The 25,947-nt window shown below is 70.8% G+C and carries 24 protein-coding genes and 2 pseudogenes; 12 read left to right on the forward strand and 14 right to left on the reverse strand.

Annotated features, from left to right (window positions below):
• From E2651_RS21325 to E2651_RS21340, 4 genes are all read right to left on the reverse strand, one after another.
• Positions 1-436, reverse strand: a 436-nt coding sequence (locus E2651_RS21325) for a methylmalonyl-CoA mutase family protein (RefSeq protein ID WP_245239052.1), incomplete at its 3' end; no start/stop codon positions are given.
• A 17-nt stretch (positions 437-453) separates the two neighbouring features.
• Entirely contained in the window at positions 454-1,791 is a 1,338-nt protein-coding gene (gene ccrA, locus E2651_RS21330) for a crotonyl-CoA carboxylase/reductase (protein WP_209446207.1), read from the reverse strand.
• A 402-nt stretch (positions 1,792-2,193) separates the two neighbouring features.
• Entirely contained in the window at positions 2,194-3,021 is an 828-nt protein-coding gene (locus E2651_RS21335; protein WP_209446209.1) for a TetR family transcriptional regulator, read from the reverse strand.
• Positions 3,022-3,127: 106 nt separating this feature from the next.
• Complete coding sequence (locus E2651_RS21340; protein WP_135332793.1) at positions 3,128-4,909, reverse strand: 3-hydroxybutyryl-CoA dehydrogenase; 1,782 nt, start codon at positions 4,907-4,909, stop codon at positions 3,128-3,130.
• A gap of 376 nt (positions 4,910-5,285) precedes the next feature.
• Here E2651_RS21340 and E2651_RS21345 point away from each other — a divergent pair, with 376 nt between their 5' ends.
• Entirely contained in the window at positions 5,286-5,855 is a 570-nt protein-coding gene (locus E2651_RS21345; protein ID WP_135332794.1) for an adenylosuccinate lyase, read from the forward strand.
• Positions 5,856-5,871: 16 nt separating this feature from the next.
• Here E2651_RS21345 and E2651_RS21350 read toward each other — a convergent pair whose 3' ends face one another.
• The 3 genes from E2651_RS21350 to E2651_RS21360 all read right to left on the reverse strand — a co-directional run bounded on the left by E2651_RS21350 (position 5,872) and on the right by E2651_RS21360 (position 9,135).
• The gene (locus tag E2651_RS21350) at positions 5,872-6,264 is read right to left on the reverse strand and encodes a RidA family protein (protein WP_135332795.1); all 393 of its coding nucleotides are present in this window, start codon (positions 6,262-6,264) and stop codon (positions 5,872-5,874) included.
• A gap of 77 nt (positions 6,265-6,341) precedes the next feature.
• Complete coding sequence (locus E2651_RS21355; RefSeq protein WP_135332796.1) at positions 6,342-7,937, reverse strand: alpha/beta hydrolase; 1,596 nt, start codon at positions 7,935-7,937, stop codon at positions 6,342-6,344.
• 157 nt (positions 7,938-8,094) lie between these two features.
• Entirely contained in the window at positions 8,095-9,135 is a 1,041-nt protein-coding gene (locus E2651_RS21360; protein WP_135332797.1) for an Rv2578c family radical SAM protein, read from the reverse strand.
• Positions 9,136-9,269: 134 nt separating this feature from the next.
• On the opposite strand from E2651_RS21360, the pseudogene E2651_RS21365 reads away from it, so the two are divergent.
• The 3 genes and pseudogenes from E2651_RS21365 to E2651_RS21375 all read left to right on the forward strand — a co-directional run.
• Positions 9,270-9,371 (forward strand): annotated as a pseudogene (locus E2651_RS21365) (transcriptional regulator); the annotation flags it as partial.
• Entirely contained in the window at positions 9,371-10,114 is a 744-nt protein-coding gene (locus tag E2651_RS21370; RefSeq protein ID WP_135332798.1) for a cation transporter, read from the forward strand. The pseudogene E2651_RS21365 and the gene E2651_RS21370, both read left to right, overlap by 1 nt.
• A gap of 70 nt (positions 10,115-10,184) precedes the next feature.
• Positions 10,185-10,922, forward strand: coding sequence for an alpha/beta fold hydrolase (locus tag E2651_RS21375; RefSeq protein ID WP_209446208.1), 738 nt, complete (start codon positions 10,185-10,187; stop codon positions 10,920-10,922).
• Positions 10,923-10,956: 34 nt separating this feature from the next.
• Here the strand turns inward: E2651_RS21375 and E2651_RS21380 are convergent, their stop codons facing one another.
• From E2651_RS21380 to E2651_RS21400, 5 genes and pseudogenes are all read right to left on the reverse strand, one after another.
• Entirely contained in the window at positions 10,957-11,460 is a 504-nt protein-coding gene (locus tag E2651_RS21380; protein WP_135332800.1) for an isoprenylcysteine carboxylmethyltransferase family protein, read from the reverse strand.
• A 54-nt stretch (positions 11,461-11,514) separates the two neighbouring features.
• Positions 11,515-11,667: pseudogene (locus E2651_RS21385) on the reverse strand (DUF2867 domain-containing protein); the annotation flags it as partial.
• A 176-nt stretch (positions 11,668-11,843) separates the two neighbouring features.
• Positions 11,844-12,590, reverse strand: a complete 747-nt coding sequence (locus tag E2651_RS21390; protein WP_135332801.1) for an SDR family oxidoreductase — start codon at positions 12,588-12,590, stop codon at positions 11,844-11,846.
• Positions 12,587-13,579: an alpha/beta fold hydrolase gene (locus E2651_RS21395; protein ID WP_135332802.1), complete on the reverse strand. Its 993-nt coding sequence runs from the start codon at positions 13,577-13,579 to the stop codon at positions 12,587-12,589. Before E2651_RS21395 ends, E2651_RS21390 begins: the two co-directional genes overlap by 4 nt.
• Positions 13,576-14,496, reverse strand: a complete 921-nt coding sequence (locus E2651_RS21400; protein ID WP_135332803.1) for a zinc-binding dehydrogenase — start codon at positions 14,494-14,496, stop codon at positions 13,576-13,578. The genes E2651_RS21395 and E2651_RS21400 overlap by 4 nt, the downstream gene beginning before the upstream one ends.
• Positions 14,497-14,585: 89 nt before the next feature.
• On the opposite strand from E2651_RS21400, the gene E2651_RS21405 reads away from it, so the two are divergent.
• Positions 14,586-15,527, forward strand: coding sequence for a LysR family transcriptional regulator (locus E2651_RS21405; protein WP_135332804.1), 942 nt, complete (start codon positions 14,586-14,588; stop codon positions 15,525-15,527).
• On the opposite strand, the gene E2651_RS21410 is transcribed toward E2651_RS21405, so the two are convergent.
• The gene (locus E2651_RS21410) at positions 15,464-15,904 is read right to left on the reverse strand and encodes a MerR family transcriptional regulator (protein ID WP_135332805.1); all 441 of its coding nucleotides are present in this window, start codon (positions 15,902-15,904) and stop codon (positions 15,464-15,466) included. The genes E2651_RS21405 and E2651_RS21410 overlap by 64 nt on opposite strands.
• Before the next feature lie 28 nt (positions 15,905-15,932).
• Here E2651_RS21410 and E2651_RS21415 point away from each other — a divergent pair, with 28 nt between their 5' ends.
• The 7 genes from E2651_RS21415 to E2651_RS21445 all read left to right on the forward strand — a co-directional run bounded on the left by E2651_RS21415 (position 15,933) and on the right by E2651_RS21445 (position 25,320).
• Positions 15,933-16,745: a methyltransferase domain-containing protein gene (locus tag E2651_RS21415; RefSeq protein WP_245239054.1), complete on the forward strand. Its 813-nt coding sequence runs from the start codon at positions 15,933-15,935 to the stop codon at positions 16,743-16,745.
• 98 nt (positions 16,746-16,843) lie between these two features.
• Positions 16,844-17,446 (forward strand): HutD family protein, encoded by a 603-nt coding sequence (locus E2651_RS21420; RefSeq protein ID WP_135332807.1) that lies wholly within the window; start codon positions 16,844-16,846, stop codon positions 17,444-17,446.
• Between the two features lie 89 nt (positions 17,447-17,535).
• Positions 17,536-18,648 carry an ABC transporter substrate-binding protein gene (locus E2651_RS21425; RefSeq protein WP_135332812.1) on the forward strand — a complete coding sequence of 371 codons (1,113 nt, stop codon included), beginning with the start codon at positions 17,536-17,538 and terminating at the stop codon, positions 18,646-18,648.
• A 127-nt stretch (positions 18,649-18,775) separates the two neighbouring features.
• A complete protein-coding gene (locus E2651_RS21430; RefSeq protein WP_135332808.1) occupies positions 18,776-19,219 on the forward strand; it encodes an SRPBCC family protein in 444 nt (147 codons plus the stop codon).
• 303 nt (positions 19,220-19,522) lie between these two features.
• Positions 19,523-21,856, forward strand: a complete 2,334-nt coding sequence (locus E2651_RS21435; RefSeq protein ID WP_245239056.1) for an MFS transporter — start codon at positions 19,523-19,525, stop codon at positions 21,854-21,856.
• Positions 21,857-22,005: 149 nt separating this feature from the next.
• Entirely contained in the window at positions 22,006-24,450 is a 2,445-nt protein-coding gene (locus E2651_RS21440) for a SpoIIE family protein phosphatase (protein WP_135332809.1), read from the forward strand.
• A gap of 144 nt (positions 24,451-24,594) precedes the next feature.
• Complete coding sequence (locus E2651_RS21445) at positions 24,595-25,320, forward strand: class I SAM-dependent methyltransferase (protein ID WP_135332810.1); 726 nt, start codon at positions 24,595-24,597, stop codon at positions 25,318-25,320.
• Between the two features lie 2 nt (positions 25,321-25,322).
• Here the strand turns inward: E2651_RS21445 and E2651_RS21450 are convergent, their stop codons facing one another.
• Positions 25,323-25,823 (reverse strand): hypothetical protein, encoded by a 501-nt coding sequence (locus E2651_RS21450; RefSeq protein WP_135332811.1) that lies wholly within the window; start codon positions 25,821-25,823, stop codon positions 25,323-25,325.
• Positions 25,824-25,947 lie beyond the last annotated feature (124 nt).

Here is a 25,947-nt window from a genome sequence, read left to right on the forward strand (position 1 = left end):
GGCGGAGGGAGGGGCCGGGCGGGAAGACGTGCGTCCCGCGCGACAGGTACTCCTTGACGATGTCGTTCTGCGTCGTCCCCTGGAGCTGCGTGATGTCCGCGCCCTGCTCCTCCGCGACCACCTGATAGAGCGCCAGGAGCCACATGGCCGTGGCGTTGATCGTCATCGAGGTGTTCATCTGCTCCAGGGGGATGTCCTGGAACAGGCGCCGCATGTCGCCGACGTGCGAGACGGGGACGCCGACCCGGCCGACCTCACCGCGGGCGAGGATGTGGTCCGGGTCGTAGCCCGTCTGCGTGGGCAGGTCGAACGCGACCGAGAGGCCCGTCTGACCCTTGGCGAGGTTGCGCCGGTACAGCTCGTTGGACGCCTCGGCCGTGGAGTGACCGGCGTACGTGCGCATGAGCCACGGCCGGTCCTTCTGACGCTCTGTCATGTGCGGACCTCAGCCCCTCAGATGTTCCGGAAGCGGTTGATCGCGTCGATGTGCTTGGCCCGCATCTCCGGGTCGCGCACGCCCAGGCCCTCCTGGGGCGCGAGCGCGAGGACGCCGACCTTGCCCTGGTGGAGGTTGCGGTGCACGTCGTAGGCGGCCTGCCCGGTCTCTTCGAGGGAGTAGACGCGGGAGAGCGTGGGGTGGATCTTGCCCTTGGCGATCAGCCGGTTGGCCTCCCAGGCCTCGCGGTAGTTGGCGAAGTGCGAGCCCACGATCTTCTTCAGGGACATCCACAGGTAGCGGTTGTCGTACTCGTGGTTGTAGCCCGACGTCGAGGCGCAGGTGACGATGGTGCCGCCCTTGCGGGTGACGTAGACCGAGGCGCCGAAGGTCTCGCGGCCGGGGTGCTCGAAGACGATGTCCACGTCCTCGCCGCCGGTCAGCTCGCGGATGCGCTTGCCGAAGCGCTTCCACTCCTTGGGGTCCTGGGTGTGCTCGTCCTTCCAGAACTTGTAGCCCTCGGCGTTGCGGTCGATGACCGCCTCGGCGCCCATGGCCTCGCAGATGGCGGCCTTCTCCGGGCTGGAGACGACACAGATCGGGTTGGCGCCGCCGGCCAGGGCGAACTGGGTGGCGTAGGAGCCGAGTCCGCCGCTGGCGCCCCAGATCAGGACGTTGTCGCCCTGCTTCATGCCGGCGCCGTTGCGGGAGACCAGCTGGCGGTAGGCGGTGGAGTTCACCAGGCCGGGCGATGCGGCCTCCTCCCAGCTCAGGTGGTCCGGCTTGGGCATCAGCTGGTTGGACTTGACCAGGGCGATCTCCGCGAGGCCGCCGAAGTTGGTCTCGAAGCCCCAGATGCGCTGCTCGGGGTCGAGCATCGTGTCGTTGTGGCCGTCGCTGGACTCGAGCTCGACGGACAGACAGTGCGCGACGACCTCGTCGCCCGGGTTCCAGGCGTTCACGCCGGGTCCGGTGCGCAGCACGACGCCCGCGAGGTCGGAGCCGATGACGTGGTACGGCAGGTCGTGGCGCTTGGTGAGCTCGCTCAGGCGGCCGTAGCGCTCCAGGAAGCTGAAGGTGGACACCGGCTCGAAGATCGAGGTCCACACGGAGTTGTAGTTGACCGAGGAGGCCATGACGGCCACCAGGGCCTCACCGGGGCCGAGTTCCGGCACGGGAACATTGTCCAGGTGCAGCGACTTGCGGGGGTCCTTGTCGCGGGTCTCGAGCCCGGCGAACATCTCCGTCTCGTCCTTGTGCACGGTGATCGCGCGGTACGAGTCGGGCAGGGGGAGAGCGGCGAAGTCGGCGGACGTGGAGTCCGGCGACTGGATCGCGTCCAGGATTTCCTTCACGGTGATGCCTCCGGCGAAGTGCGGGTCCCCTCCGAGGGGAACACGCTCTTGAGGGTTACGTCGGGTGCTGCTGGTGCTTGTGAGGGTGTGCCGTCGGTTCGGCGAAGGGTGGAGCTCGGCAGCGCTTGGTGTGGCGCGGGAGGTTGCCTGTGACGCAGGCGTCCGGGCGCACGAGCCGTGGCTTGTGGGGACAGCCGGCGTACGGAAGTTCTCTGCACGCCGGCCGCCCGGACAACATCAACGTATGGCACCGCGTGCCAAGTGACAAGACACTGGGTGCCATGAGTTTTTGATAGATGATCGATCAGTGCAGGTCAGAGGGTGTGCGGACATGACAGAGGGGGCGCTACCCGTGGGTAGCGCCCCCATAAAAGCCAAGGACAATCAGGGTGAAACCCGGACCTACGAGGCCCGCTCCCGCAGTGCTTTCTCGATCGTCCGCATGATCTCGTCCAGCGGTGCGTCCGTCCGGGCCACGGTGACCAGGACATCGCCCCCGGTGCTCACCGAGGCCGCCGGAGCGGTGGTGGTGTCCCGGCCCGCCCCGATGCCCGAGCCGAACGTCCTGCGGACGATCGCGAAGGCGTGGTCCAGCTGGGTCTCCACGTCGCCCTGGCCGCCCGCACGCAGCCACCGCCGGAGCACGTGGTTGTGCGCGGTCACCACCGCCGACGCCGCGACCTCCGCGAGCAGCGGATCGTCGTTGCCGTCGTGGTGGGCCTGCTCGTCGAAGTGGCCAAGGAGATACCGCGTGAAGAGCCGTTCATAGCGGGCCACCGAGGCGATCTCGCGCTCGCGCAGGGTGGGTACCTCGCGCGTCAGGCGGTAGCGCTCCACGGAGACCGCGGGCGATGCCGCGTACATCTTCATGACTTCCTTGATGCCCCGGCACACCGTGTCCAGCGGGTGCTCGTGCGGCGGCGCCGCGTTGAGCACCGCCTCCGCCCGGATCAACGTGTCGTCGTGGTCCGGGAAGATCGCCTCTTCCTTGGAGCGGAAGTGCCGGAAGAACGTCCGCCGCGCCACCCCGGCCCGCGCCGCGATCTCGTCGACCGTCGTCGCCTCGTACCCCTTGGACGCGAACAGTTCCATCGCCGCGGCCGCCAGCTCCCGGCGCATCTTGAGGCGTTGAGCCGCGGCGCGGCTGCCCGCCGCGCTCTCCGGAGCGTCGGGCGTAGCGGGCGTACGTGTGGACTTGGCGGCCTTGGGCATGACCCGAACGTACTGCATATGCGCAGCCGAGTGCTCATGCGGGACGGGGCCGCCCGACGGATCGAGCAGCCCGCCCCAGTCCGTGCGCGGTCCGTCGCCGGGCGCGCTCCCGTCCGTACGCGGCTTACCGTCGGGCATATTCGCGGAAGCCGCGGCCGGTCTTGCGGCCGAGGCAGCCCGCGGCCACCAGGTGTTCGAGCAGCGGAGCGGGGGCGAGACCCGGGTCGCGGAACTCGCTGTGCAGCACCTTCTCGATGGCCAGCGAGACATCCAGGCCGACGACGTCCAGGAGCTCGAAGGGGCCCATGGGGTAGCCGCCGCCGAGCTTCATCGCGGCGTCGATGTCGTCTAGCGTCGCGTAGTGCTCCTCGACCATCTTGATCGCGTTGTTGAGGTAGGGGAACAGCAGCGCGTTCACGATGAAGCCGGCGCGGTCGCCGCAGTCCACCGGGTGCTTCTTGATCGTCGCGCAGACCTCGCGCACTGTCGCGTGCACCTCGTCGGTCGTCAGGACCGTGCGGACCACCTCGACCAGCTTCATCGCCGGTGCCGGGTTGAAGAAGTGCATGCCGATCACGTCGCCGGGACGCGAGGTGGCGCGGGCACAGGCGACGACCGGCAGCGACGAGGTGGTGGTCGCCAGGATCGCGCCCGGCTTGCAGACCTTGTCGAACGCCGCGAACAGCTGCTGCTTGATCTCCAGGTCCTCGGCGACCGCCTCGAGGGCCAGGTCGACATCGGAGAACGCGTCGTACGAACCCGCCGGAGCGATCCGGTCCAGGGTCTTGGCCGCCGTCTCCGCCGTCATCCGCCCCTTCTCGACAGAGCGCGAAAGCGACTTGGCGATACGGGCCTTGGCCTTCTCCGCCTTCTCCTCGCTGCGCGCGGCGAGCACCACGTCGTAGCCGGCCTTGGCGAACACCTCGGCGATGCCGGACGCCATGGTCCCCGACCCCGCGACGCCGACCGACCGGATCTCCCGGCCGCCGATCCGCTGACCGCTATCCAGCGGGGACAGCGCGTCACGCACCACGACCGAACTGCCCGGCTCCTCATACGAGTAGAAGCCGCGCCCCGCCTTGCGACCGGTCAGGCCCGCCTCGCTGAGCTGCTTGAGGATCGGCGCGGGGGCGTGCAGCCGGTCGTTCGACTCGGTGTACATCGCGTCCAGGACCGTGCGGGCCGTGTCGACGCCGATCAGGTCGAGCAGCGCGAGCGGGCCCATCGGAAGGCCGCAGCCCAGCTTCATCGCGGCGTCGATGTCCTCGCGGGACGCGTACTTCGCCTCGTACATCGCGGCGGCCTGGTTGAGGTAGCCGAAGAGCAGGCCGTCGGCGACGAAGCCGGGCCGGTCGCCGACCGCCACGGGCTCCTTGCCCAGGGCGTACGCGAGGTCGGTGACCGCGGCGACCGCGGCGGGCGCGGTAAGGACGGACGAGACGACCTCGACCAGCTTCATCGCGGGCGCCGGGTTGAAGAAGTGCAGGCCCAACACCCGCTCGGGGCGCGCCGATTCGGCGGCGAGGCGGGTCACGGACAGCGCGTTGGTGCCGGTCGCGATGATCGTCTCGGGGCGCACGACGCCGTCGAGTTCGCGGACGATCTGCTGCTTGATCTCGTACGACTCCGGGGCGACCTCGATCACCAGGTCCGCGTCGGCCGCGGCGCTCAGGTCGGTGAAGGTGCGAAGCCGGGCGAGAGCGCTCTGCCGCTCGCCCTCGGTGAGGTGCTCGCGGCGCACGGCCCGCTCGGTCGAAGCCTCGATCGAGGTGACGGCCTGCACGGCCGCAGCCTCGCTGATGTCGATGCCGATGACCTCGCGGCCCGCGCGGACCAGGACCTCGGCGATGCCGGTGCCCATGGTGCCGAGACCGATCACGGCGACAGTGTTCAAGGGAGTGTCCATGTGTGGACTCCAGGAAGGTGAGTGACGACTGAGGGGCGCACGCGGGCGCTTCGGGGAATGCGCGGCGTACGGAGGGAGGTGCTGCGTGTCGTGACCGGGCGGCGAAAGCGCGCACGCCCGTGAGGAGTCGACCGGCTCTGTCCCGGAGCCACGTCGTACTGGATGGAGCTGAGGTACCTGAAGTACCGAACCGACATGCTCCCCCACTGCCTTAAAGGAGTGGGGGTACCCTCTCGCGCCGGCTGCGTCACCAGGCCGCCGCGAGAAAAAGAACTGCTGACGAGGAGTATGCCCCGCTCACATGAGACTAACCGGCGAGTAACGAGCGCGCCAGTCCCCGGTGTTTGTGATCTACATCGCGGATAGGCTCCCCGTCATGGACGTGGAGTTGCGGACGGTGACGGAACGCTTACGCCGCGAGGCGGGAGTCTCGAAGGCCTACGAGAGGCTGGTGGCGACCGGCGATCTCGACGAACTGGCGGAGGTGCTCGCGGCGGCGGGGCAGCCGCTGTGGGCGCGGGAACTGGCGGCGGTCCGGCTCGGCGCCGCCGGGGACCGCCGGGCCTTCGAGTCGCTGGTGCTGCTGCTCAACCACCGGGATCCCTCGCGGTGCGCGGCCGCCGCGTACGCGCTCGCGCGGCTCGGCGACCCGCGCACGGCCCGCGCGGCGGCCGCCCTCGCCACCAATGAACTGCGCATCGCCTACGCGCTGCATCCGGTGCGCCTGCTCACCGAACTGCACGCCCCCGAGTCGGTGCCCGCCCTGATCACCACGCTGGAGCGCAGGCTCGTCCCCTACGACCCGTACGGGAAGATCGCGCTCGCGTGCGTGGAGGGCCTCGGCGCCCTTGGCGACCCGCGGGCCAGGGACGTCCTGACGAAGGCGAGCGGCCATCCGCGGCTCGCCGCGGCGGCGTCCGCGGCACTGGCCCGGCTGCCGGACTAGCGGACGCATCGGCGCCCTACAGCACCGCGTACGCCTCGATCTCCATCAGGCACTGCGGCGAGACCAGCGCGGATACCTGGACCGCGGAGGCGGCGGGGAGGCGCGCCGGGTCCAGATAGGTGTCCCGGGCGCTGCGGATCGCGGGCATGTAGGCCATGTCCGTGACGAAGTACGTCAGTTTCACGACGTCCCTGAAGCTGCCGCCCGCGGCCACGAGGCAGTGCCACAGATTGTCGAAGACCTGCCGCGCCTGCGCGGCGGGATCACCCTCGCCGACCAGGTTTCCCTCCTTGTCCAGGGGGAGTTGGCCGGAGATCGCCACGAAGCGGCCCGTGCCCATGACCACATGCGTGTACTGGGTGGCGGGGGAGACTCCGGCGGGGGCGCTGATGTGGGTCAGTCGACTCATGGGTCCATCTTGGACCATGGGACCGTCAACGCCCCCGACGGGCTTGGGTGTTGCTCGGACACCCGGGGCGGCTCGGCTCAGCCGCGGAAGCCGAGCAGGCCGTGCAGTGTGGCCCCGCGCCCCGAACCGGCCTTCGTGCTCAGGGGCTTGGGGTCGGGCAGTGCCTTGCAGACCGCGTCGACCTCGCCGCCGCTGCGCGGCACCTTCCCGTTCTCCAGATACGTCGCCAGGTGCCGGTCCAGGCAACTGCTCCCGGACAGGGTGATGCCGTGGTTGCCGCCGCCCTGCTCGACGACCAGGCTCGATCCGTGCAGCTTGCGGTGCATGGTGACGCCGCCCTCGTACGGTGTGGCCGCGTCGTCCGTCGCCTGGAAGAGGAGCGTCGGCGGCAGCCCGGAGTTGGACACGTCCGTCGGCTCGAGCAACTCCGTCGGCCAGAAAGCGCACGGAGCGTTGTACCAGGCGTTGTTCCAGGCCATGAACGGCGCCTTCTCGTGGACCCGCCAGTTGTCGTCGCGCCAGGTGCCCCAGTCGCGCGGCCAGGACGCGTCACGGCACTGCACGGCGGCGTAGACGCTGTAGCCGTTGTCGCCCGCCGCGTCGACGGCGCCGAAGTTCTCGTACGCTTCCACGAGCGGATCCGCGTCCTTGTCGTTCACGTACGCGGCGAACGCCTCGGCCAGGAACGGCCAGTAGCCGTTGAAATAGCCGCCCGGCATGTACGTGTCCTCGAGCTCGCCGGCGCCGACCTTCTTGCCCGCGGGCTTCTTGGCGACTGCCTCGCGCATCGCGTACCACTTGGCCTCGACCTTCGCCGGGTCCTTGCCGAGCTTGTACGTCTTGTCGTGCTGGGCGACCCAGGCCGCGAAGGCCTTGTGCCGGGCGTCGAAGGCGTAGTCCTGCTGGAGGTTGTCCTCGTACCAGACGCCCGTGGGGTCGACGATCGAGTCGAGGACCATGCGGCGTACGCGGTCCGGGAAGAGCTTTCCGTAGACGGAGCCCAGGTAGGTGCCGTACGAGTAGCCGAAGTAGTTGATCTTCTTGGCGCCGAGGGCGGCGCGGATCGCGTCCATGTCCCTGACCGCGCTCACCGTGTCGATGAACGGCAGCACGTCCGCGTACTTCTTGGCGCAGGCCTTCGCGAACGACTGGATCCGCGTGAGGTTCGCCTTCTCGGTCGCGGGCGTGGCGGGCACGGTGTCGGGGCGCACCGGGGAGAAGTGGCCGGGGCGGCAGTTCAGGGCCGGTGTGCTCTTGCCGACGCCGCGCGGGTCGAAGCCGATGACGTCGTACTGCGCCGCCACCTTCGCCGGCAGCGACTTCGCGACGAATCCGGCCAGGGACAGGCCGCTGCCGCCGGGGCCGCCGGGGTTGACCAGGAGCGGGCCCTGTGACTTCCGCGCGGTGTGCGGGACGCGGGACAGTGCGAGGGTGATCTGCCGGCCGTGCGGCCGGCCGTGGTCAAGGGGCACCTTCAGCGAGGAGCACTGAAGCGTGGGGTAGTCCTTGGTCGCGCACTTCTTCCAGGTGAGCGCGGGGGTGCGTGGGCTGCTGCTGGTGGTGCTGCTGGTGCTGGTGCTGGTGCTATCGGCGCTCGCGGCGGGTACCGCGGCCGTGACCATCGAGGCCACCACCGCGGCGACGCCGCACAGGGCGACGGCGCGTTTCTTCATCGGGCCTCCCGGGGCGGGGGGTTCGGGACCGTGGGTGCCACGGCCCCCGCGGCATCGTCCCGGAAAGTCCGCCCGGAAGGGGTCGTTCTGCCGATGAATGACCGGAAAGGGCGCCGTTCAGTGCGGTGCGCGGGCCGAACCAGGAGGTCAGAGGAGGTCAGAGGAGTGTGAGCTGGGTGCCGCCGGGCACGTCCGCGGGCGCGGGATCCTCGGGTGCGCGGATACGGCGGGCGGCGCCCGCGCGTGCGGGGCCGATGCCGAACTCCTCGGCCAGTTCGTGCACTTGCCGGGTGATGCGGCGCTGGTACCACTTGGGGGCGTAGGCGCCCTCCGCGTACAGCCGCTCGTAGCGCCGCACGAGATACGGATGGTGTTGCGCGAGCCAGTCCATGAACCACTCACGGGCGCCCGGCCGCAGATGCAGCACGAGCGGAGTGACGGAGGTGGCCCCCGAGGCGGCGATGGCCCGCACGGTGGCCCGCAGCTGTTCGGGCCGGTCCCCCAGGAAGGGAATGACGGGCGCCATCAGGACCCCGCACCCGATCCCGTGCTCGGTCAGGGTCCGTACGACATCGAGGCGGCGCTCCGGAGCGGGCGTGCCCGGCTCGACGGTGCGCCACAGCTCGTGCTCGACGAAGCCGACGGACACGGATATCCCGACGTCGGTGACGGCGGCGGCCTGCCGCAGCAGATCGAGGTCGCGCAGGATCAACGTGCCCTTGGTGAGGATGGAGAAGGGGTTCGCGTGATCCCGCAGCGCGGCGATGATCCCGGGCATGAGCCCGTACCGCCCCTCCGCGCGCTGATAGCAGTCCACGTTCGTGCCCATCGCGATGTGCTGTCCCTGCCAGCGGCGCGAGGCGAGGTGACGCCGCAGCAGGTCGGGCGCGTTCACCTTGACGACGATCTGGCTGTCGAAGCCGAGACCGGTGTCCAGGTCGAGGTAGCTGTGCGTCTTGCGCGCGAAACAGTAGACGCACGCGTGCGTGCACCCTCGATACGGATTGACCGTCCACTCGAACGGCATGCGGGACGCCCCCGGCACCCGGTTCACGATCGTTCTGGCCCGGATCTCGTGAAAGGTGATCCCTCTGAATTCGGGCGTGTCGAAGGTCCTCGTAGTAACCGCGTCCGCGCCGAACAGCGCGGCGTCCGCGACCTGCCGTGACGGCCCGTCGGCGAGGTTCTCCCAGCGCATGACGCCTCCTCGGTAGCACTGGCCACACAATAGAACACATGTTCCCTTGATCGTGCGACCGGATACCGGCTGTGGTGAGGGAGTGTCGTGCTTGGCCAGTGAGTGCGATGGGTCGGAGGGGTAGGCCGGGGCCTGATGAACGCCTCGGCCATGCGCTGGACGACCTGCGTACCGCCGTGATCGCCGTCGAGGCCGACCGCACGTGCGCCGAGGCTGCAGAGAAGGGGTGCCGCTGATGACCGCGATATCCCTGGGGCCGTCCCCGGCCCGGCGCGAGGAGCTCGCCCGGCGCATACGCCTGCTCGTCGCCGCGACCATCACCTACAACGTCATCGAGGCGGCCGTCGCGATCACCGCCGGCACGATCGCCTCCTCCACCGCCCTGATCGGCTTCGGCCTGGACTCCGTCATCGAGGTCTCCTCCGCCGCCGCGGTCGCCTGGCAGTTCTCCGCCCGCGAGCACGCGGTGCGCGAGGCACGCGAGAAAACCACCCTGCGGATCATCGCCGTTTCCTTCTTCGCGCTCGCCGCGTACGTCACCGTCGACGCTGTCCGCGCGCCGGCCGGCACCGGCGAGGCCGAACGCTCCGTCCCCGGCGTCTTCATCGCCGCCCTCTCCCTGACGATCATGCCGTTCCTGTCCGCCGCCCAGCGCAAGGCCGGCCGCGAACTCGGCTCCGCTTCCGCGGTCGCCGACTCCAAGCAGACCCTCCTGTGCACGTACCTGTCCGCAGTGCTCCTGGTCGGTCTGATCCTCAACGCCACCTTCGGCTGCTCCTGGGCCGACCCGATCGCCGCCCTCGTGATAGCCGCCATCGCTCTCAAAGAGGGACGCGACGCCTGGCGAGGGAAGGGCTGCTGCGCTGTCCCGGCTCCGGATGTCCTCGCTCGGCCCGCGCAGCAGGAACGAGACTCCTGCGGCTGCCGCCCTGGCTGTGACTCCTGCGGCTGCCGCCCTGGCTGTGACTGCTGCGGTTGACCAACCCGGCGACCGACCCCGCTCCTCGAGTGCGGGACCGTGGCTCACCGTGCGCCGCTACGCTCGCCTCGTGAGCGAGATCGTGGTGGTACGGGACGGCTCTGGGCCGGAGGTCCTGCTCGTGCACGGCGGTGCAGGCCCGCGCACGACGTGGGGCCCTGTCGCTCCGCTGGCCGAGCGGTGGACGCTGGCATACGTCCATCGCCGTGGCTATCCGCCGAGCCCGCCACCGCGGGAGCGTCAGGACTTCGAGGTGGACGCCCTGGACCTGGCGCCGCTGCTCGTCGGCAGCCCGCACGTCGTCGCCCACTCCTACGGCGTCCTCGGGACGTTGATCGCGGCCGCTTCCGCACCGGGCAGCGTGCGCTCACTCACCCTGATCGAGCCGCCGCTCAACTACCTCGTCCCTGACGACCCCGAGGCGGCGCGGCTCGAGCGCCTCGGCGATACGGTCCTCGCCCACGGCATCGATACGGCCCCGACCCAACTGCGCGAGTTCCTCCGACTCACGGGTGCGCCCATCGGCGACGGCCCGCTTCCCAAGGACGTGGTCGCCGGCGTTCGACGGGCGCACGGTGGCCGACCGACCAGCGAGGCGCGCCCAGATCTCGACGCGATCCGTGATGCCGGCATCCCGGTGCTTGTCACCTCCGGAGACCACACGCCCGCGCTCGAGCGGATCTGCGACGCCCTCGCCGATGCGCTCAACGCCGAGCGCGGCGTGCATCCGGGCGCCGGTCACTTCGTCGCCGCAGCACCGGGCTTCGCCGAACGACTTGAGACCTTCCTGCGCAAGAACCTCACGTGAAGCGCCTGCTGGGCAGTGGTCTGCGCCTGCTGGGTCATGTGTGACTCTCGCCGCGCCACGGGCGAAGCCTCGGCCACCAGCCCGGCACCGCCCGCCGGTACGTTTCGTACTCCGCCCCGAACGTACGCAACAGCGCCGGCTCCTCGTACCAGCGTGCGAACGCCCACATCACTGTTCCGGCGAGCAGCCCGTACGTCAGTAGAATCGGCCGCCCCAGCAGCAGGGCTTGGCCACCGATCGCGGCCGTGACCGCCACATACATCGGGTTGCGCACATGGCGGTACAGTCCGCCCACCACCAGGTGTTCGGTGGGTGCGACCGGCGCCGGAGTGCCAAGCCCTTCGCGTACGAACCGAGCAAAGGCGTGCACCAACACCACCGCACCCCCGGTCAGCACGGCCCCGCCCAGCAGCCGAACGGCCGGCCACTCATGACCGGCCTGCCACCCCGTCAGCCACCAAGGCACCAGGCCGGCAACAGTGCCCGGAGCGAGCGCCAAGAACACCGAACTTCCCACAGCCGCCCTTGATCTGCGCATACAGGCAGCATGAGGACTCAAATCGAGGGTGTCGAGGTGCTGGTTCTTGGTGATTCAGGGGTGTCCGTCGGCGCTGTCCGTCCCGGCGAGCAGGCGGGCGCGGTCTTGCCAGGCGTGTTCCCATCGGCGGGTCAGCGCCGGGTAGATGATCAGGTAGCGGAACGGTGCGATGAAGGCCATGCAGAGCCGTCCGAACAGCCCGTCGGGTGGTGTGGGAGGCGGTCGCGCAGCGAGACGGTGCCCAGTGCCGGACCATCACCGAATCCCCTGACCAGCTCCCCGCACTGACCTCAGCACTTCTTGATGCGGCACTCGCTCTCACCAGCCCCAAGCTTCGCTGAAAGGGCAGGACGGCTGAGTGTCCGTCAGCACGATTCCGATCGTCAGGCGGGGACGGCGCCGACCAGTCCGCCGTCGATGACCAGATCCTGGCCGTTGACGTAGGACGCGTCGGACGAGGCGAGGAATGCCACGGCCGCGGCGACCTCCTCCGGGCGTCCGAAGCGGCCGGCGACGATCTGGCCGGTGACCGCATCCGCCTCTGCTTTGGTCAGCGCGTCGGCGGGGTACATCGGGGTGTCGATGTAGCCGGGGCTGACGGAGTTGACGCGGATGCCTCGTGGGGCGAGTGAGGCGGCGAGGGTTCGGGCCAGGTTGTGTACGGCGGCTTTGGTCGCCGAGTAGAGGGTCAGGACGCTGTTGCCCCGGTGGAGGGTCCAGGACGCGTTGATGACGATCGCGCCTCCCTCCGCCAGCAGCGGCAGTGCCCTTTGGACGGTGAAGAACACGCCCTTGAAGTTGACGTCGACTCCGTGGTCGAAGTCCGGCTCGGTGATGTTCTCGAAGGGCAGGAAGGTGCCGGTGCCCGCGTTCGCGAAGAGGCCGTCCAGCCGGCCGTGACGGTCCCGGACGGCCTCCATCAGCGCGTCCACCGCGCTGAGGTCAGCGGCGTCGGCCACGATTCCCGAGGCGCCGGGGCCGAGCTCCTTGACGGCGGAGTCCACCCGTGCGCGGGTGCGACCGGTGACGATGACGTGAGCGCCTTCGGCGACGAGGCGGTGTGCGGTAGCGAGCCCCATGCCGCTGGTGCCGCCGGTGATGAGGATGGTCTTGTCGGTGAAGCGGTTCATGCCGGTGTTCCCGTCAGGGTGTGCGTGAGGTGGTCGCTGAGGTGGGGCAGCCAGTCGGGCCGCGCGTTGCCGAGGAGGTGGTCGCCGTGCGGGACGGAGAGATAGGTGCCGTGTGGCGCGAGGCGGGCCAGCGGCTCGCCGTTCGTCACGCCGGGGATGACGTCCTGGTCGCCGTCCACGACAAGCAGCGGGGCCGCGATGCGGGGTGCCAGGTCGGTGAGGTCCACGTGGCGTACGAACTCCCGGGCGGCGTCGGCTCCTCCGGCGCGCCCGGCCATGATGTCCCTTACCGGTGGGGGTAGTTCCTCCCAGTGCAGGCGGGAGGGGCCGCTGACGGTGGCGACGGCTGCCACGCGCGGCTCGAGCGCCGCGGTCCGGGCCGCGAAATAACCGCCCAGACTCAGGCCGACGATCCCGACGCGTGCGACGCCGATGGCATCGATGACCCGGCCCACGACCTGCTCGTACTCCGACACGAAGGTCGTGGTGGCCGCGAGCACGCCCTGCCCGGGGCCGTCCATCGCGAACACCGCGAGACCCCTGGCCAGCAGCGCGGACACCAGATCGAGGAACTCCTCCTTGGCCGAGTCCAGGCCGGGGACGACGACCACGGTCCCCGGCGCGTCGGCGGGGCCGCGCAGCCAGCCGGTGAATCCCTCGCCGCGCACCCGCCGCGCACCGGGCTCCAACACGGTGAGCGCCCGGCTCAGGGCGCGGTCCGCCTCGGCGGCGGCACGAGGCGCTTCCGCGTACGGCGCCAGGGTGGCCACGTGGAACCACCGGGCCGCCATCAGCAGGTACTCACCCGCCGAGAGGGACGATCCCGCATCCTGCGCGCGCTGGAGGTAGCCGTGTCCGGTGCGCAGGAAGGACGGTCCCCAGTCGGCGACGGAGGTGAGGCCCTCGGTGACGCGCCGGTACTCGTGCGGGTCCACGCCCGCACCGAGGGCGCGTGTCCACTGGGCGGCGGCGAAGTCGGCAGTGCTCATCGTGCTCCTCCGGTCAGCAGTACGGCCTTGCCGCGTATCCGGCGCTCCCGCAGGTCGACCAGCGCGTCGGCGGTCTGTGCCCAGTCGGTGACGCGGTCGATCTCCGGATGCAGCCGGCCCTGTTCCACGAGGCGCACCAGTGCCGAGAGATCGGAGCCGTACGGGGCGCCGGCGTAGTGGAAGTGCTGGATCGTCACGCGCTCGGGCCCGCCGAGGAGTTGGAAGAAGTCGAGGGACACTGGGGTGCGGCTCGCCTGGCCGAACCAGACGAGCAGGCCCCCCGGGCGCACCTTCGACAGGGCGAGCGGCAGATCCGGCCCGCCCGTGGACTCCAGTACGACATCGAACGGTCCCTGGGCCACCGCGACTTCGTGCACCACCGTCGCGCCCAGCTCCGCGAGCCGCTCGCCGCGCACCGGCGTGGCCGTCACCGCGGTCAGCTCGGCTCCGGCCCCGACGGCCAGCTCGGTGACGTAGTGGCCGACGCCGCCTGAGGCGCCGGTCAGGAGCACTCGTCGGCCGGCCAGGGATCCGGCCGTACGCAGCAGCCGCAGGGCAGTGATCCCGGCCAGGGGCAGGGCCGCGGCCCGTGCGCTGTCGACGCTGTCCGGGAGCACCGCCAGCGAGTGCGTGGGCACGGCGGCGTACTCGGCCCAGCCGCCCTGCGCCGGGTGCCCGACCACACGGGTGCCGATGCCGGGGCCGGAACCGTCGGCTGCCGCCTGTACGACGAGCCCCGCGATGTCCTTGCCGGGCAGCAGCTCCGGCCGGGGGTGTTCGAGGAGGAAGGTCTCGCCCCGGTTCGGCGCGAACGCCTCGACCTTGACCAGTGCCTCACCGGGCTCCGGCACGGGCTGGGGGACCTCGGCGAAGGCGACCGGACGCGCCGCCTCTCCCGTGGGAATCAGTCTTCGCATGGAGAGGATGCAACCCCCGCGGCCGCCCCGCGATCCAACAACACCCAAGCAAAGCCGACAACTTTTGGTTGTCACCTATGGTGGAAGCCATGGATCTCGACGTGGCGCAAGTACGTGCCTTCGTGCGCACCGCGGAGGAACTGCACTTCGGCCGGGCGGCCGGGACGCTCGCCATCTCCCAGCAGGCGCTGTCCAAGAGGATCGCGCGGCTGGAATCCCTGCTCGGCACCGAACTGCTCCAGCGCGGCGGCAACGGCGTGCGCCTCACCGACGCCGGACAGCGATTCCTCGCACCGGCCCGGCAGACCCTGGCCGCCGCCGACGCCGCGGTCGCGGCAGCGGTCGGCGAGGACCGACCGCTGCGCGTGGACGTCTGGGGGCACCTCTACGCGCCGATGCGGACGCTGGCCCAAGTCGCCGGACGGGCGGGGGAGTTGGCGTTGGGACACGGGCGCGATCTGCCGTCGGTGGCGACGGCGCTGCTGCGCGGCGACGTCGACGCGGCCTTCGGCCGAGTCCACCCCCCGCTGCCCGCCGGCCTGGCACACCGCCTCGTCCGCCTCGAACCGGTGGACGCCGTACTGAGCACGGACCATCCGCTCGCAGCCGAACCGGCCCTGCGGCCCGACCAGTTGCGGGGCAGCGTGCTGTGGGCACCCGGTGCGCTGGACCGACTCGACTTCCTCCACCGGTTCGCCGAGCGGTTCGGCATCCAGGACACGGCCACGAGCGTCAACCTGGGGCTCGACCATTTCCTCGCCGAGGTGGCCGAAGAGCCGCAACGCTTCTCGCTGGTACCGGCCGATGTGCCACTGCCGGAGGTCCCCGGCCTTCGCTCCGTCCCGCTGGTCGATCCCACGCCGCTGTACGCCTGGTCACTGCTGTGGCGCACCGGCAACGGACACCCAGGAGTGGACCGCCTCGCCACCGCCTGCGCGGAGGAAGCGGGGCGAAGCCGATGGCTGGACTACGACCCGGCCCGCGACTGGCTGCCCGAACCGCCCACCCGCTCGGCGATGAGCCGCCGGTAGTTCGGGCACTGGGTGACGTCATCGTGCTCGCAGTTCAGACCGCCCTCAACGAGCTCCAATGAGGCCTGGGCCGCTGCGATTCTCGACCGGAGCTCCTCGGCCGCGGGGCGCAGGATCTCCTGCCGGGTGGCGCGGTCGACGGTTGCGGACAGGCTCCCGATGGTGGTCAGGCCGAGGCCGGCCTCCTTCAAGGCGAGGATCGTCGCCACGCGGGTGAGGTCGTCCGCGCCGTAGCGGCGGCGCCCGCCGGTGTCCCGTCCGGGGTGCAGCAGGCCCATCGCCTCCCAATGCCGCAGCACGTGCGTGGCCAGGCCGAACCGTGCCGCGATCGCGCCGATGCTCAACGTGCCGGCGCCGCCGTCTTCGCTTGACTTCATGTCGACATTAAGTCGCAGCATGGCGTCCATGTCCAAGAATCAGGAAGTGCAGGAAGTGCAGGAAGTGCAGGAAGCGCAGGGAGCGGTGGAAGAGCACCGCGACACCGAAGCTCTGCTGGCCGTCCTCGACTCCGCGGACCAGATGCCGAGCGCCACTCGGCTCCGGGCCCGCTCCTACGAACTGCTTTCTCTCGTCCCGGGCTCGACCGTCGTGGACGTCGGCTGCGGCGCCGGACGAGCCGTCGCCGAGCTGGCCGAGCGCGGCGTCCACGCGGTGGGCGTGGACCCCAGCGCGTGGATGCTGGCCGCGGCCCGGGAGCGGTGGTCGCAGGGCGAGTTCCGGGAGGCGGGGGCGGAGGATCTGCCGTTCGCCGACGGGAGCGTGCACGGCTACCGCGCCGACAAGGTCTTCCACGTACTTCAGGAGCCGGGGCGCGCGGTGGCGGAGGCGCGACGGGTCCTCTGCCCGGGCGGCAGGATCGTCCTGGTCGGTCAGGACTGGGACGCCATCATGATCGACTCGGATGACGCGGCGCTCACCCGCACGATCGTGCACGCCCGCGCCGACCTCCTGGGCACGCCCCGCGCCGGCCGTCAGTACCGCGGCCTGCTCCTGGCCGGCGGCTTCGACGACGTCACGGTCGAGGTGCACACCAGCGTCTTCACCGAACCCGCGATGCTGTCGCTGCTCACCAGGCTCGCCGAACCCGCCTGCGCAAGCGGCGCCGTCGGCCGCGACCAGGCGGACGAGTGGCTCGCCGAACAGCGCCGCCGCGCCGAGACCGGCCGCTTCCTCGTCGCCATTCCGTTCTTCGTGGCCTCCGCCTCCGCCTCCGCCTAAGTGGCCGTTTCGGCGGCCGGAATGAGTCGGAATTAGGCTGGCCCCGGTTTGCCGGTAAAGGCGGCAGGCCGGACGACGGAAGAAGGAGGCGGCGTCGGATGGGCGGAGATGTTCTGCGCTGGAGCGAGTACCGCAGCATGCCGTGGAAGAACGGCGGCGGTACGACCCGTGAGGTCGCGTCGGGATCCGTGCGGGCGCCCCTGGACTCGGCGGAGCCCGCGGACGGCTTCGACTGGCGGGTGAGCGTCGCGGACGTGGACGCGGGAGGCCCCTTCTCCGCCTTTCCCGGGATCGACCGCGTGATCACCCTCGTCGAGGGCGAAGGCATGGTGCTGACCGTGGACGGGACCAAGCAGCCGGTCGCGCCGTTGAGCCCCTTCGCCTTCTCCGGCGACGCGGTGACGGACTGTCTGCTCGAGGCGGGCGCGGTGCGCGACATGAACGTGATGACCCGCAGGGGCCGGGCTACGGCAGAGGTGCGGATGGTCACCGTCGCCGCCGCACAGGGGGTGGAGATGGCGTGCGCCGCGGGCGAGACCTTGCTCGTCATGGCTGCCACCGAGGGGATCGCCGTCGGCGGACCGGACGGGAGGGAGACCGCCCTCGGCCGTCTCGACTGCGTACGTCACGAAGGCCCGCAGGCGCTGACTCTCCGGGGCGACGGCACGGTGGCCGGGATCACGATCAGCGCGGCGTACTGACGGCGGATTCCTGAATCCTGGCAGCTCAGTGGGCAAATAGTCGGTTGCCTTCCGGCGATGATGGTGGATCAATGTCCGGCATGGACACCCTGAACACGCCACCATCGCCACCTGGGGCGGAGCGGACCGACGGAGCAACCGTCCGGATCGGCGCTCTCGTTCCGCTGACCCGGCCCGGCTGGGCCGAGGCGGGCCGGCACCTGCTCGCCGGACTCGAGCTGGCCGTCGGCGAGGTCAATGACGCCGGCGGGATCGCCGGAAGGCCGCTCGAGCTGGTGGTCCGTGACACCGCGGCCGATCCGCAGAAGGCCGTGGCGGCCGTGGACGAATTGGCCGCCCTGGGCGTGGCCGCCTTGGCGGGGGAGTATCACAGCGTCGTCGCTCGCGCCGCCGCCACCAGGGCCGCCGCCCTCGGCGTGCCGTTCCTCTGCTCGTCGGCGGTGCTCGACGCGCTCACCGAACAGCCGACAGAATGGGTGGCGCGCCTCGCACCGCCGCAGTCCCGCGGCTGGCGGATCTACGCGGACTTCCTGCTCGGCGCGGGCCACCGCCGCATCGCCGTAGCGACCCAGCCGAGTGTCTACTGGGCATCCGGGACCCGCATCCTGCGCGACCACCTCGCACCGCGCGGCGGCTCCGTCGTCGAACTCGACATGAGCGCGCTCGACCCCACGGCCTTGTGCGACGCACTCGTCGAGCATCGCGCGACAGCCCTCCTCCTTCTGGTCGGCCACCCGGATCCCGCCGTGCCGATCGTCAAGTCCGTCCGCCGCGACCAGCGTCTCGCCGAGATCCTGATCGGCGCTCCGGCCGGACAACCGGAGTTCGCCGGGTGGGCGACATCGCTGGGCGACGACGGCGCCGCGATCCCGTTCCTGCGCTACCTTCCCGAGCGCCTCGGCCCACTCGGCGCACGCGTCGCGACGGCCCTCGGCGAGCGTCTTGGCGAAGCGCCGTCCTTCGTCGCCTTCGAGGGCTACGACACGGTCGCCGTCCTCGCCGAAGTGCTGCGCTCGCACGGCACGGACCGGGCGCGCACGGCCGCATCCTGGCCGCGCGTCGCCGTCGAAGGCACCCGGGGGCAGATCCAGTTCTCCCGCACGCCGGGCATCAGCGTCTGGCAATGGGGTCGCACGCCGGTCCAGGTCGTCGATCGGGATCCGGCGGAACCCGGTCGCTTCCGGATCCTCCACACCGGCTGAGAGCGCGCAGAGGTCACGAGAGCACGGGGGTCATCGGCGTACAGGGGGACCCCGATTTGGGGCCCCGGAGGGCAGGGTGGTTGGCTTTCCGGGTACCCCCGAGTTACCGAGTGCTGGAGGAAGTGCAATGGCGCAGGTCGAGGCGACCACGGAGCGGATCATCGCGGCTGAGCCGGAGGACGTCTTCGACGCGCTGGCCGACTACAACGGCACGCGCGAGAAGATCCTTTCGGAGCACTTCAGCGAGTACGAGGTGCGCGAGGGCGGGGACGGCGAGGGAACGCTCGTCCACTGGAAGCTGCAGGCCACCAGCAAGCGGATCCGTGACTGCCTGCTCGAGGTCGGCGAGCCGACCGACGGCGAGCTCGTCGAGAAGGACCGCAACTCCTCCATGGTCACCACCTGGACCGTGACCCCGGCGGGCGAGGGCAAGGCGCGCGTCGTCGTCTCCACCGTGTGGAACGGCGCGGGCGGCATCGGCGGGTTCTTCGAGAAGACCTTCGCCCCCAAGGGACTTGGGCGGATCTACGACGAGGTGCTCGGCAAGCTCGCCGCCGAAGTCGAGAAGTAGGGCCGCGCCCGGACCGCTCAACTCCTGTAGCCCATCAGGGTTGTTGTCACGCTCACCGTTTCGAGTGGTTTTCTGTTCGGCGTAGTTGTACGCCGTAGGTCTCCCACCGGCGCTTACGTCTGCCCGGCCCCGTCCGGGGCCCGCTCGTCGCGCTTGCCCGCAGTTGTCGCGTAATGCGAGAAATGTGCGGCGCAAGCGTGACGAGGGGAGCAGAACGTGGGCGGGACGACGCTGGTGAAGGGCGCCGAGCGGGGCGAGGAGGCGGCCGCGGAGGCCGCTGTGCCGGCCCCCGAGCAGGCGGCGGTGCCACCGCCGCAGGAGTCCGCATCGGCCGTGCGGGGGCTCAGCCCCGCCCGTGTCCGGATGGTGTTCGTCGGACTGATGCTCGCGCTGCTGCTCGCCGCGCTGGAGCAGATGATCGTCGCCACCGCGCTCCCCAAGATCGTCGGTGAACTGCACGGCCTGGACAAGATGTCCTGGGCGATCACCGCCTATCTGCTCACCTCGACGATCGGGCTTCCCATCTACGGGAAGCTCGGGGATCTGTTCGGGCGCAAGGGCGTCTTCCAGTTCGCGATCGTCATCTTCATCGTCGGGTCCGCGCTGGCGGGCTGGTCGCGGACCATGGACCAGCTCATCGCCTTCCGTGCCATCCAGGGGATCGGCGCGGGCGGCCTCATGATCGGCGTACAGGCGATCATCGCGGACATCGTGCCGCCCCGCGAACGCGGCCGCTACATGGGCCTGATCGGCGCCGCGTTCGGCCTCGCCTCGGTGGCGGGACCCCTGCTCGGCGGATTCTTCACCGACCACGTCACCTGGCGCTGGTGCTTCTACTTCAACGTGCCGTTCGGCCTCGTCACCCTCGCCGTCGTCACTCTCGTACTGAAGCTGCCCAAGCCCACCGCGAAGGCCAGACTCGACGTGCTCGGCGCGCTGCTGCTCGCCGTGGCCTCAACCTGCCTGGTGCTGCTCACCAGTTGGGGCGGGACCGAGTACGTGTGGGGCTCGCGCGTCATCCTGGGGCTCGGTGGAGGCGCCGTCCTCTCGACCGTGCTCTTCCTGGTCGCCGAACGCTTCGCGGCAGAACCGATCATTCCGCTGCGCCTGTTCCGTGATTCGGTCTTCAACATCACCGGTCTAGTAGGCATGGTGGTCGGAATCGCCCTCTTCGGAGCGGCCAGTTATCTGCCGACCTTCCTGCAGATGGTCGACGGCGCGACCGCCACCGAGTCCGGCCTTCTCATGCTGCCGATGATGGGCGGCCTCGTCGGCGCCTCGATCATCGCCGGGCAGCTCATCAGCCACACCGGGCGCTACAAGATCTATCCGATCCTCGGCGGGATCCTGTCGGTCGTGGGGATGTGGCTGCTCTCCCGGCTCGAGGCCGACACGTCCCGGCTGAACTACAGCGTCTGGATGGCCGTGCTCGGCACGGGCGTCGGCCTCGTCATGCCGGTGCTCATCCTCGCCGTGCAGAACGCCGTACGCCCCGCCGACCTCGGCACGGCCACCAGCGCCAGCAACTACTTCCGGCAGATCGGCGGCAGCGTCGGCGCCGCGATCTTCGGCACCCTCTTCGCCGACCGGCTCGCGGACTCGCTGGCCGACCGCATCCCGGCCGGGGCGGGCCTTCCGGACCCCGAGTCCATCACCCCGCAGCTCGTGCACGCGATGCCCGCCGCGCTGCGCGAGGGCTACATCCAGGCCTACGCCGACGCGATGCCGCGCATCTTCCTCTACTTGGTGCCGGTGCTCGTCCTCGGCATGCTGATCGCCTTCTTCCTCAAGGAGACCCCCCTGTTGTCCAGCGCAGCCTCCCAGAACGCCCCCACGGCCGAGCCCACGTCCATCCCGCAGGCCCGTTCCGCGTACGCAGCGGGGGTGCCCGTCTGCGGCACCGTGCAGCACCCGGACGGCACCGTCGTGCCCCGCGCCGCCCTGACCCTCATCGATGTCGGGGGCCGGCAGATCGGCCGGGGCGCGAGCGGCGAGGACGGGCGGTACGCGCTGTCCACGCCGGGCTCCGGATCGTTCGTCCTGATCGCCGCCGCCGGTGGTCACCAGCCGCAGGCGGTCACCGTCACCGTCGGCGAGCGCCCCGTGGAGCTCGACGTGGTGCTCGGCGGCGCGGGCCGGCTCGCGGGCAGCGTGCTCACCGCCGACGGGTCCCCGGTCAGGGACGCCGCGGTGACCCTCACCGACGTACGCGGCGAGGTCGTCGCCACCACCCGCAGCGGGCGCGAAGGGGGCTATGTCATCACGGAGTTGGTGGCGGGCGAGTACACCCTCGCCGCCAGCGCCCCCGCCTTCCGCCCGGCCGCCCTGCCCGTCACCGTGCAGGCCTCGCGCGAGACCCGCCAGGACGTGGAGCTCGCGGGCGGCGCCGTGCTGCGGGGGACCGTGCGGGCAGGCGGCGGGCGGCCCGTCGAGGACGCGCGCGTGACGCTGCTCGACGCGGCGGGGAACGTGGTGGACACCCTGACGACCCGGGAGGACGGCAGCTTCCGGTTCATCGACCTGTCGTCCGGCGAGTACACGGTCATCGCCGCGGGGTACCCGCCGGTGGCGACCGTGCTGCAGGTCGCGGGCGGGGGACGTACGGAGCGGGATCTTCAGCTGGGCCACGAGGACTAGGGGCCGTCAGGCGGAGCGCGGCCCCACCCGCGCCGGACGCGCGCTCCGGCGCGGGCCAATTCCCCTATTGCGCCGCAAGGCAACCCGTGCCGGTCGTACGGTGGTTGGGGCGGCGCGGCTGCACGGCGTCGCCGGAAGGAGCGTTGGCCATGGATCAGGGCACCCCGGGCGGGCCGGTGGCACAGCACGCCGTGGCCGGCCGGATCCCGCTCGCCGTGGTCGTCATCGACGGCGCGGGCCTCGTCTCCCACTGGAGCGTCGGCGCACGGCGGCTGTTCGGATACGCGAAAGAGGACGCCGTGGGCGCCCCCGCGGGCGACCTGCTGCCGGTGGCCGGCGCGCTCCCCGACGAGCACGAGCCCTACGGAACGTACGACGGTCTGGGACCCGACCTGGAGACCTCCCTCGACGGGCGCATCTCCTACCCGGCAGCCGGGCGCGCACGCCTCTCCGTCCCAGGGCGTGAGCAGAGCCGCGTGGACGTCCTGTGGTGGGCGTATCCGCTCATCGGTCCTGGCCCCGAGCGGCTGCTCGTCCTCGCGGCGGACGCCGACCGTCTTGTCGACGCGGACAGCCTCGAACCGGGCCAGGTGGAGCGGATAGCACCCGGCTTCGCCCTGCACACCGACTTCCCCGGAGCGGACGAGCTGGCCGGCAGGCTGCCCGAGATCCTGCCCAGCATGAGCGTCGGCGAGAGCTCCCGCATCGTCGCCCAGATCCTCGAACTGGGCTATCCCGTCCTGGAGTTCAGCAAGCACGACCGGGTGCCCGTCACCCCGGACTGGGGCGTCGCCCGGCGCACCGAGCGCAAGGCGCGCAGGCGGCGCGAGGAGGAAGCGGCCGCCGCGGGTCGCATCCCGGTGCCGGACGCCGCGGACGAGGGCGAGGACCTCGAGTACGCGGCGGTGCGCGAACGCCTGGAATTCCTCAACGAGGTCAGCGGGCGCATCGGCTCCTCCCTCGACCTCTCGCAGACGATCCTCGAGGTCAGCCGGGCCGTCGTGCCCCGCTTCACGGACGTCGCGGGGACGTATCTGCGCGAACAGGTCGTCGCGGGCGAGGGATTCCCCGAAGGCCCGCCGGACGAGACCACGCTGTGGCACCGGGTCGCCGTGGAGCACACGGACGAGCCGGGCCGCTGGGACGACGTCGTACCGGTCGGCGAATCCATGCCGTTCCCGGCGCACACGCCGTTCTTCCAGTGCATGACCTCCGGCGACCCGGTCCTCGTGCCGCGCATCAGCGAGGAGATGGGCAACGCGATCGCCTCGCAGTTCGAGAAGCGCGACATCCGCCCGCTCATCAACCACCGCTCGATGCTCGTCGTACCCCTCAAGGCACGCAACGTGGTCCTCGGGTTCATGATCCTGCTGCGCCACCAGGAGCGGCCCGTCTTCAACGACATGGACCGCGTCACCGGCGCCGAACTGGCCGCCCGCGCGGGCCTCGTGCTCGACAACGCCCGCATGTACACGTACCAGGAGAGCGTCGCCGACACCCTCCAGGACAGCATGCTGCCGCACATCGAGCCGCGCATGACCGGCTGCGACATCGCCACGCGCTATCTGCCGGGCACCCTCCTCGGCCGGGTCGGCGGCGACTGGTTCGACTCCGTGAAACTGCCCGGATCGCGCACCGCGCTCGTCGTAGGCGACGTGATGGGGCACGGCCTCAACTCGGCCGCGATGATGGGCCAGTTGCGTACGGCCGTGCAGACCATGGCCGCCCTCGACCTGCCGCCCGCACAGCTCCTGCGCAACCTCGACGACCTGGCGCAGCGGCTCGGCGAGCACTATCTCGCGACCTGTCTGTACGCCGTCTACGACCCCATCGCGGGGGAACTGCACCTCGCCAACGCGGGGCACATCCCACCCGTCCTGGTCCGCGCCACCGACGGCCGCAGTGAACTCCTCGAGCTGCCGACGGGGGCGCCCATCGGCGTGGGAGGCGTGCCGTTCGAGGCGGTCAGCGTGCCCGTGACACCCGGCGACCGTCTCCTGATGTGCACCGACGGGCTTGTCGAGGTGCGCGGCGAGGACATCGGCGTCGGCCTCGCCACCCTCACCGAGTCCGCGGCCCACCCGGCCGCCTCCATGGACGCCGCCTGCGACACCATCATCCGGGCGCTCGCTGTGACATTTGCTGACGCGGGGCGCGGCGGACGCAAGGACGACGTGGCCCTCCTGATGGCCCGGCTGAACGGCGTCGCGGGCGAGGACGTCGCCAGGTGGGGGCTCGCACTCGACCCGAGCGAGGTGAGCAGGGCGCGCGAGCTGGTGCGCGGACAGCTGCGATCCTGGTCCCGCGACGCCCTGATCGAGACGGCGGAGCTCCTGGTCAGCGAGTTGGTCACCAATGCCGTACGGCACTCCCGCGGCGGCCGCGTCGAACTGCGCCTGGTCCGTTCCGGCCCCGCGCTGATGTGCGAGGTCGAGGACGACGACCACACCCTGCCCACACTGCTCAACGCGGGCCCCGCCGACGAGTTCGGACGCGGCCTGCGGATCGTCAGCGTGCTCGCCAAGGAGTGGGGCACGAGCCGTACGAGCACCGGCAAGACGGTGTGGTTCGAGCTGGCGCCGCCTCGTCGGTGAGCCGGCTCGCGGGGGCGCGCCCGGCGGGAACACATCGAATGCGCGGTGAAGAACCGCGCGGGTGACTTGTCCGCGCTCCCCGGGCGCGGTAGACCGATCTTGCCGTCGGATTCGGCGGCCGCCGTCGCGTCCTGGGGAGCTGGCATGAGCGTCACGAGTCGGTACAAGGAGGCCTGGGAGGGGTTCTGGCGGGAGGCCTCCGACGAACCGGGAGCCGTCTTCTGGGACTCCGATCCCGCGCTCGCCGTCGGCATCCATCTCGCCCTCTTCGAACCGCACATGGCGGCCATCGGCCTGCCCGTCGTGGACCTCGGCTGCGGGAACGGCACCCAGACCCGCTTCCTCGCCGACCGCTTCCCGCGCGTCATGGGCGCCGACCTGTCCGCCGCCGCCCTCGAACACGCCCGGCACGCCGACCCGGCGGAACAGGCGGAGTTCCGGCAGGTCGACGCGGCCGAGCACGCCGAGGCCGAGCAACTGCACGCGGAACTCGGCGATGTGAACGTCTATATGCGCGGCGTCCTCCACCAGTGCGAACCCGCCGACCGCCAGCCGCTCGTCGACGGGATCGCCGCGCTGGTCGGCGAGCGCGGCAGAGCCTTCGTGGTCGAGCTCGCGGAGGCGGCGGGCCCCGTCCTCAAGGGTCTGGCCCAGAGCCCCGCGGGCCCGCCGCCCAAGCTCGCGCCGGTGTTCGCGCACGGCATCGCGCCGGGCGAGGTCGCCGACGATGCCGTGACGGCGTACATCGGCGCGGCGGGCCTCACCGTCCTCGCCGAGGGTGAACTGCCGCTCATCACCACCGAGTTCACGCCGGACGGCACACGGATCGAGCTGCCGTCGAGGTGGGTGGTGGTGGGGCGGGTTGGGTGACGTCACCTCTTGAGTGCGGGTACGGCACGGCGCAGCCGGGTGGCGGCGGCGAGCAGTACGGCGAACAGCGGGGCGGTGAGTAGCGCGTACTGGAGCCCGGTCGGCGGAATCAGCAGCACCAACTGGGCGGCCAGTGGCGCGTCGTCGTAGACCCCCGCGTCCAACTCGTACCGCAGCGGGACCAGATATCCGACCGCAGCCCAGGTGAAGGCGAGCCAGCCGGTGAGCAGGGCGGTCAGCGGCCGGGCGTCGGCGTGTGGTGCGGAGGCGCGCACCGCGTACGCGACGACAGCGCAGGTGGCGCAGAACGCCAGCACCGCGGTCAGTGAACCGTCCAGGAAGAACGGCCCGTTGTACGAGGGGAACTCGTCCTCGGGCACCTGGCCCGTGACGTCCGGCATGGCGAAGTACGGGAGCGGGCGGATGAGCGTCCCCACCAGGTACTCGACGCAGGTGCCGGGCTTCGGGTCGTGCGCGCACCACGACTCGGCGGCGGGCCACACCGTGCGCGCGGCGCCGATCGAGGCTGTCGCTTATACACATCTGACGCTGCCGACGAATAGCCTTGTGTAGATCTCGGTGGGCGCCGTATCCTTAAAAAAAAAAAGAATAACATGGTTTTACCAG

Origin of the sequence: Streptomyces sp. MZ04, from assembly GCF_004684775.1 — a bacterium.
In the GTDB taxonomy this organism is placed as follows: domain Bacteria; phylum Actinomycetota; class Actinomycetes; order Streptomycetales; family Streptomycetaceae; genus Streptomyces.

Bases quoted from the DNA above. Each gene is read 5' to 3' on its own strand.
- E2651_RS21335 (WP_209446209.1), bottom strand. From the start codon at position 3,021: ATGCAGTACGTTCGGGTCATGCCCAAGGCCGCCAAGTCCACACGTACG.
- E2651_RS21340 (WP_135332793.1), bottom strand. From the start codon at position 4,909: ATGGACACTCCCTTGAACACTGTCGCCGTGATCGGTCTCGGCACCATG.
- E2651_RS21345 (WP_135332794.1), top strand. From the start codon at position 5,286: ATGGACGTGGAGTTGCGGACGGTGACGGAACGCTTACGCCGCGAGGCG.
- E2651_RS21350 (WP_135332795.1), bottom strand. From the start codon at position 6,264: ATGAGTCGACTGACCCACATCAGCGCCCCCGCCGGAGTCTCCCCCGCC.
- E2651_RS21355 (WP_135332796.1), bottom strand. From the start codon at position 7,937: ATGAAGAAACGCGCCGTCGCCCTGTGCGGCGTCGCCGCGGTGGTGGCC.
- E2651_RS21360 (WP_135332797.1), bottom strand. From the start codon at position 9,135: ATGCGCTGGGAGAACCTCGCCGACGGGCCGTCACGGCAGGTCGCGGAC.
- E2651_RS21370 (WP_135332798.1), top strand. From the start codon at position 9,371: ATGACCGCGATATCCCTGGGGCCGTCCCCGGCCCGGCGCGAGGAGCTC.
- E2651_RS21380 (WP_135332800.1), bottom strand. From the start codon at position 11,460: ATGCGCAGATCAAGGGCGGCTGTGGGAAGTTCGGTGTTCTTGGCGCTC.
- E2651_RS21390 (WP_135332801.1), bottom strand. From the start codon at position 12,590: ATGAACCGCTTCACCGACAAGACCATCCTCATCACCGGCGGCACCAGC.
- E2651_RS21395 (WP_135332802.1), bottom strand. From the start codon at position 13,579: ATGAGCACTGCCGACTTCGCCGCCGCCCAGTGGACACGCGCCCTCGGT.
- E2651_RS21400 (WP_135332803.1), bottom strand. From the start codon at position 14,496: ATGCGAAGACTGATTCCCACGGGAGAGGCGGCGCGTCCGGTCGCCTTC.
- E2651_RS21405 (WP_135332804.1), top strand. From the start codon at position 14,586: ATGGATCTCGACGTGGCGCAAGTACGTGCCTTCGTGCGCACCGCGGAG.
- E2651_RS21410 (WP_135332805.1), bottom strand. From the start codon at position 15,904: ATGAAGTCAAGCGAAGACGGCGGCGCCGGCACGTTGAGCATCGGCGCG.
- E2651_RS21415 (WP_245239054.1), top strand. From the start codon at position 15,933: ATGTCCAAGAATCAGGAAGTGCAGGAAGTGCAGGAAGTGCAGGAAGCG.
- E2651_RS21420 (WP_135332807.1), top strand. From the start codon at position 16,844: ATGGGCGGAGATGTTCTGCGCTGGAGCGAGTACCGCAGCATGCCGTGG.
- E2651_RS21430 (WP_135332808.1), top strand. From the start codon at position 18,776: ATGGCGCAGGTCGAGGCGACCACGGAGCGGATCATCGCGGCTGAGCCG.
- E2651_RS21440 (WP_135332809.1), top strand. From the start codon at position 22,006: ATGGATCAGGGCACCCCGGGCGGGCCGGTGGCACAGCACGCCGTGGCC.
- E2651_RS21445 (WP_135332810.1), top strand. From the start codon at position 24,595: ATGAGCGTCACGAGTCGGTACAAGGAGGCCTGGGAGGGGTTCTGGCGG.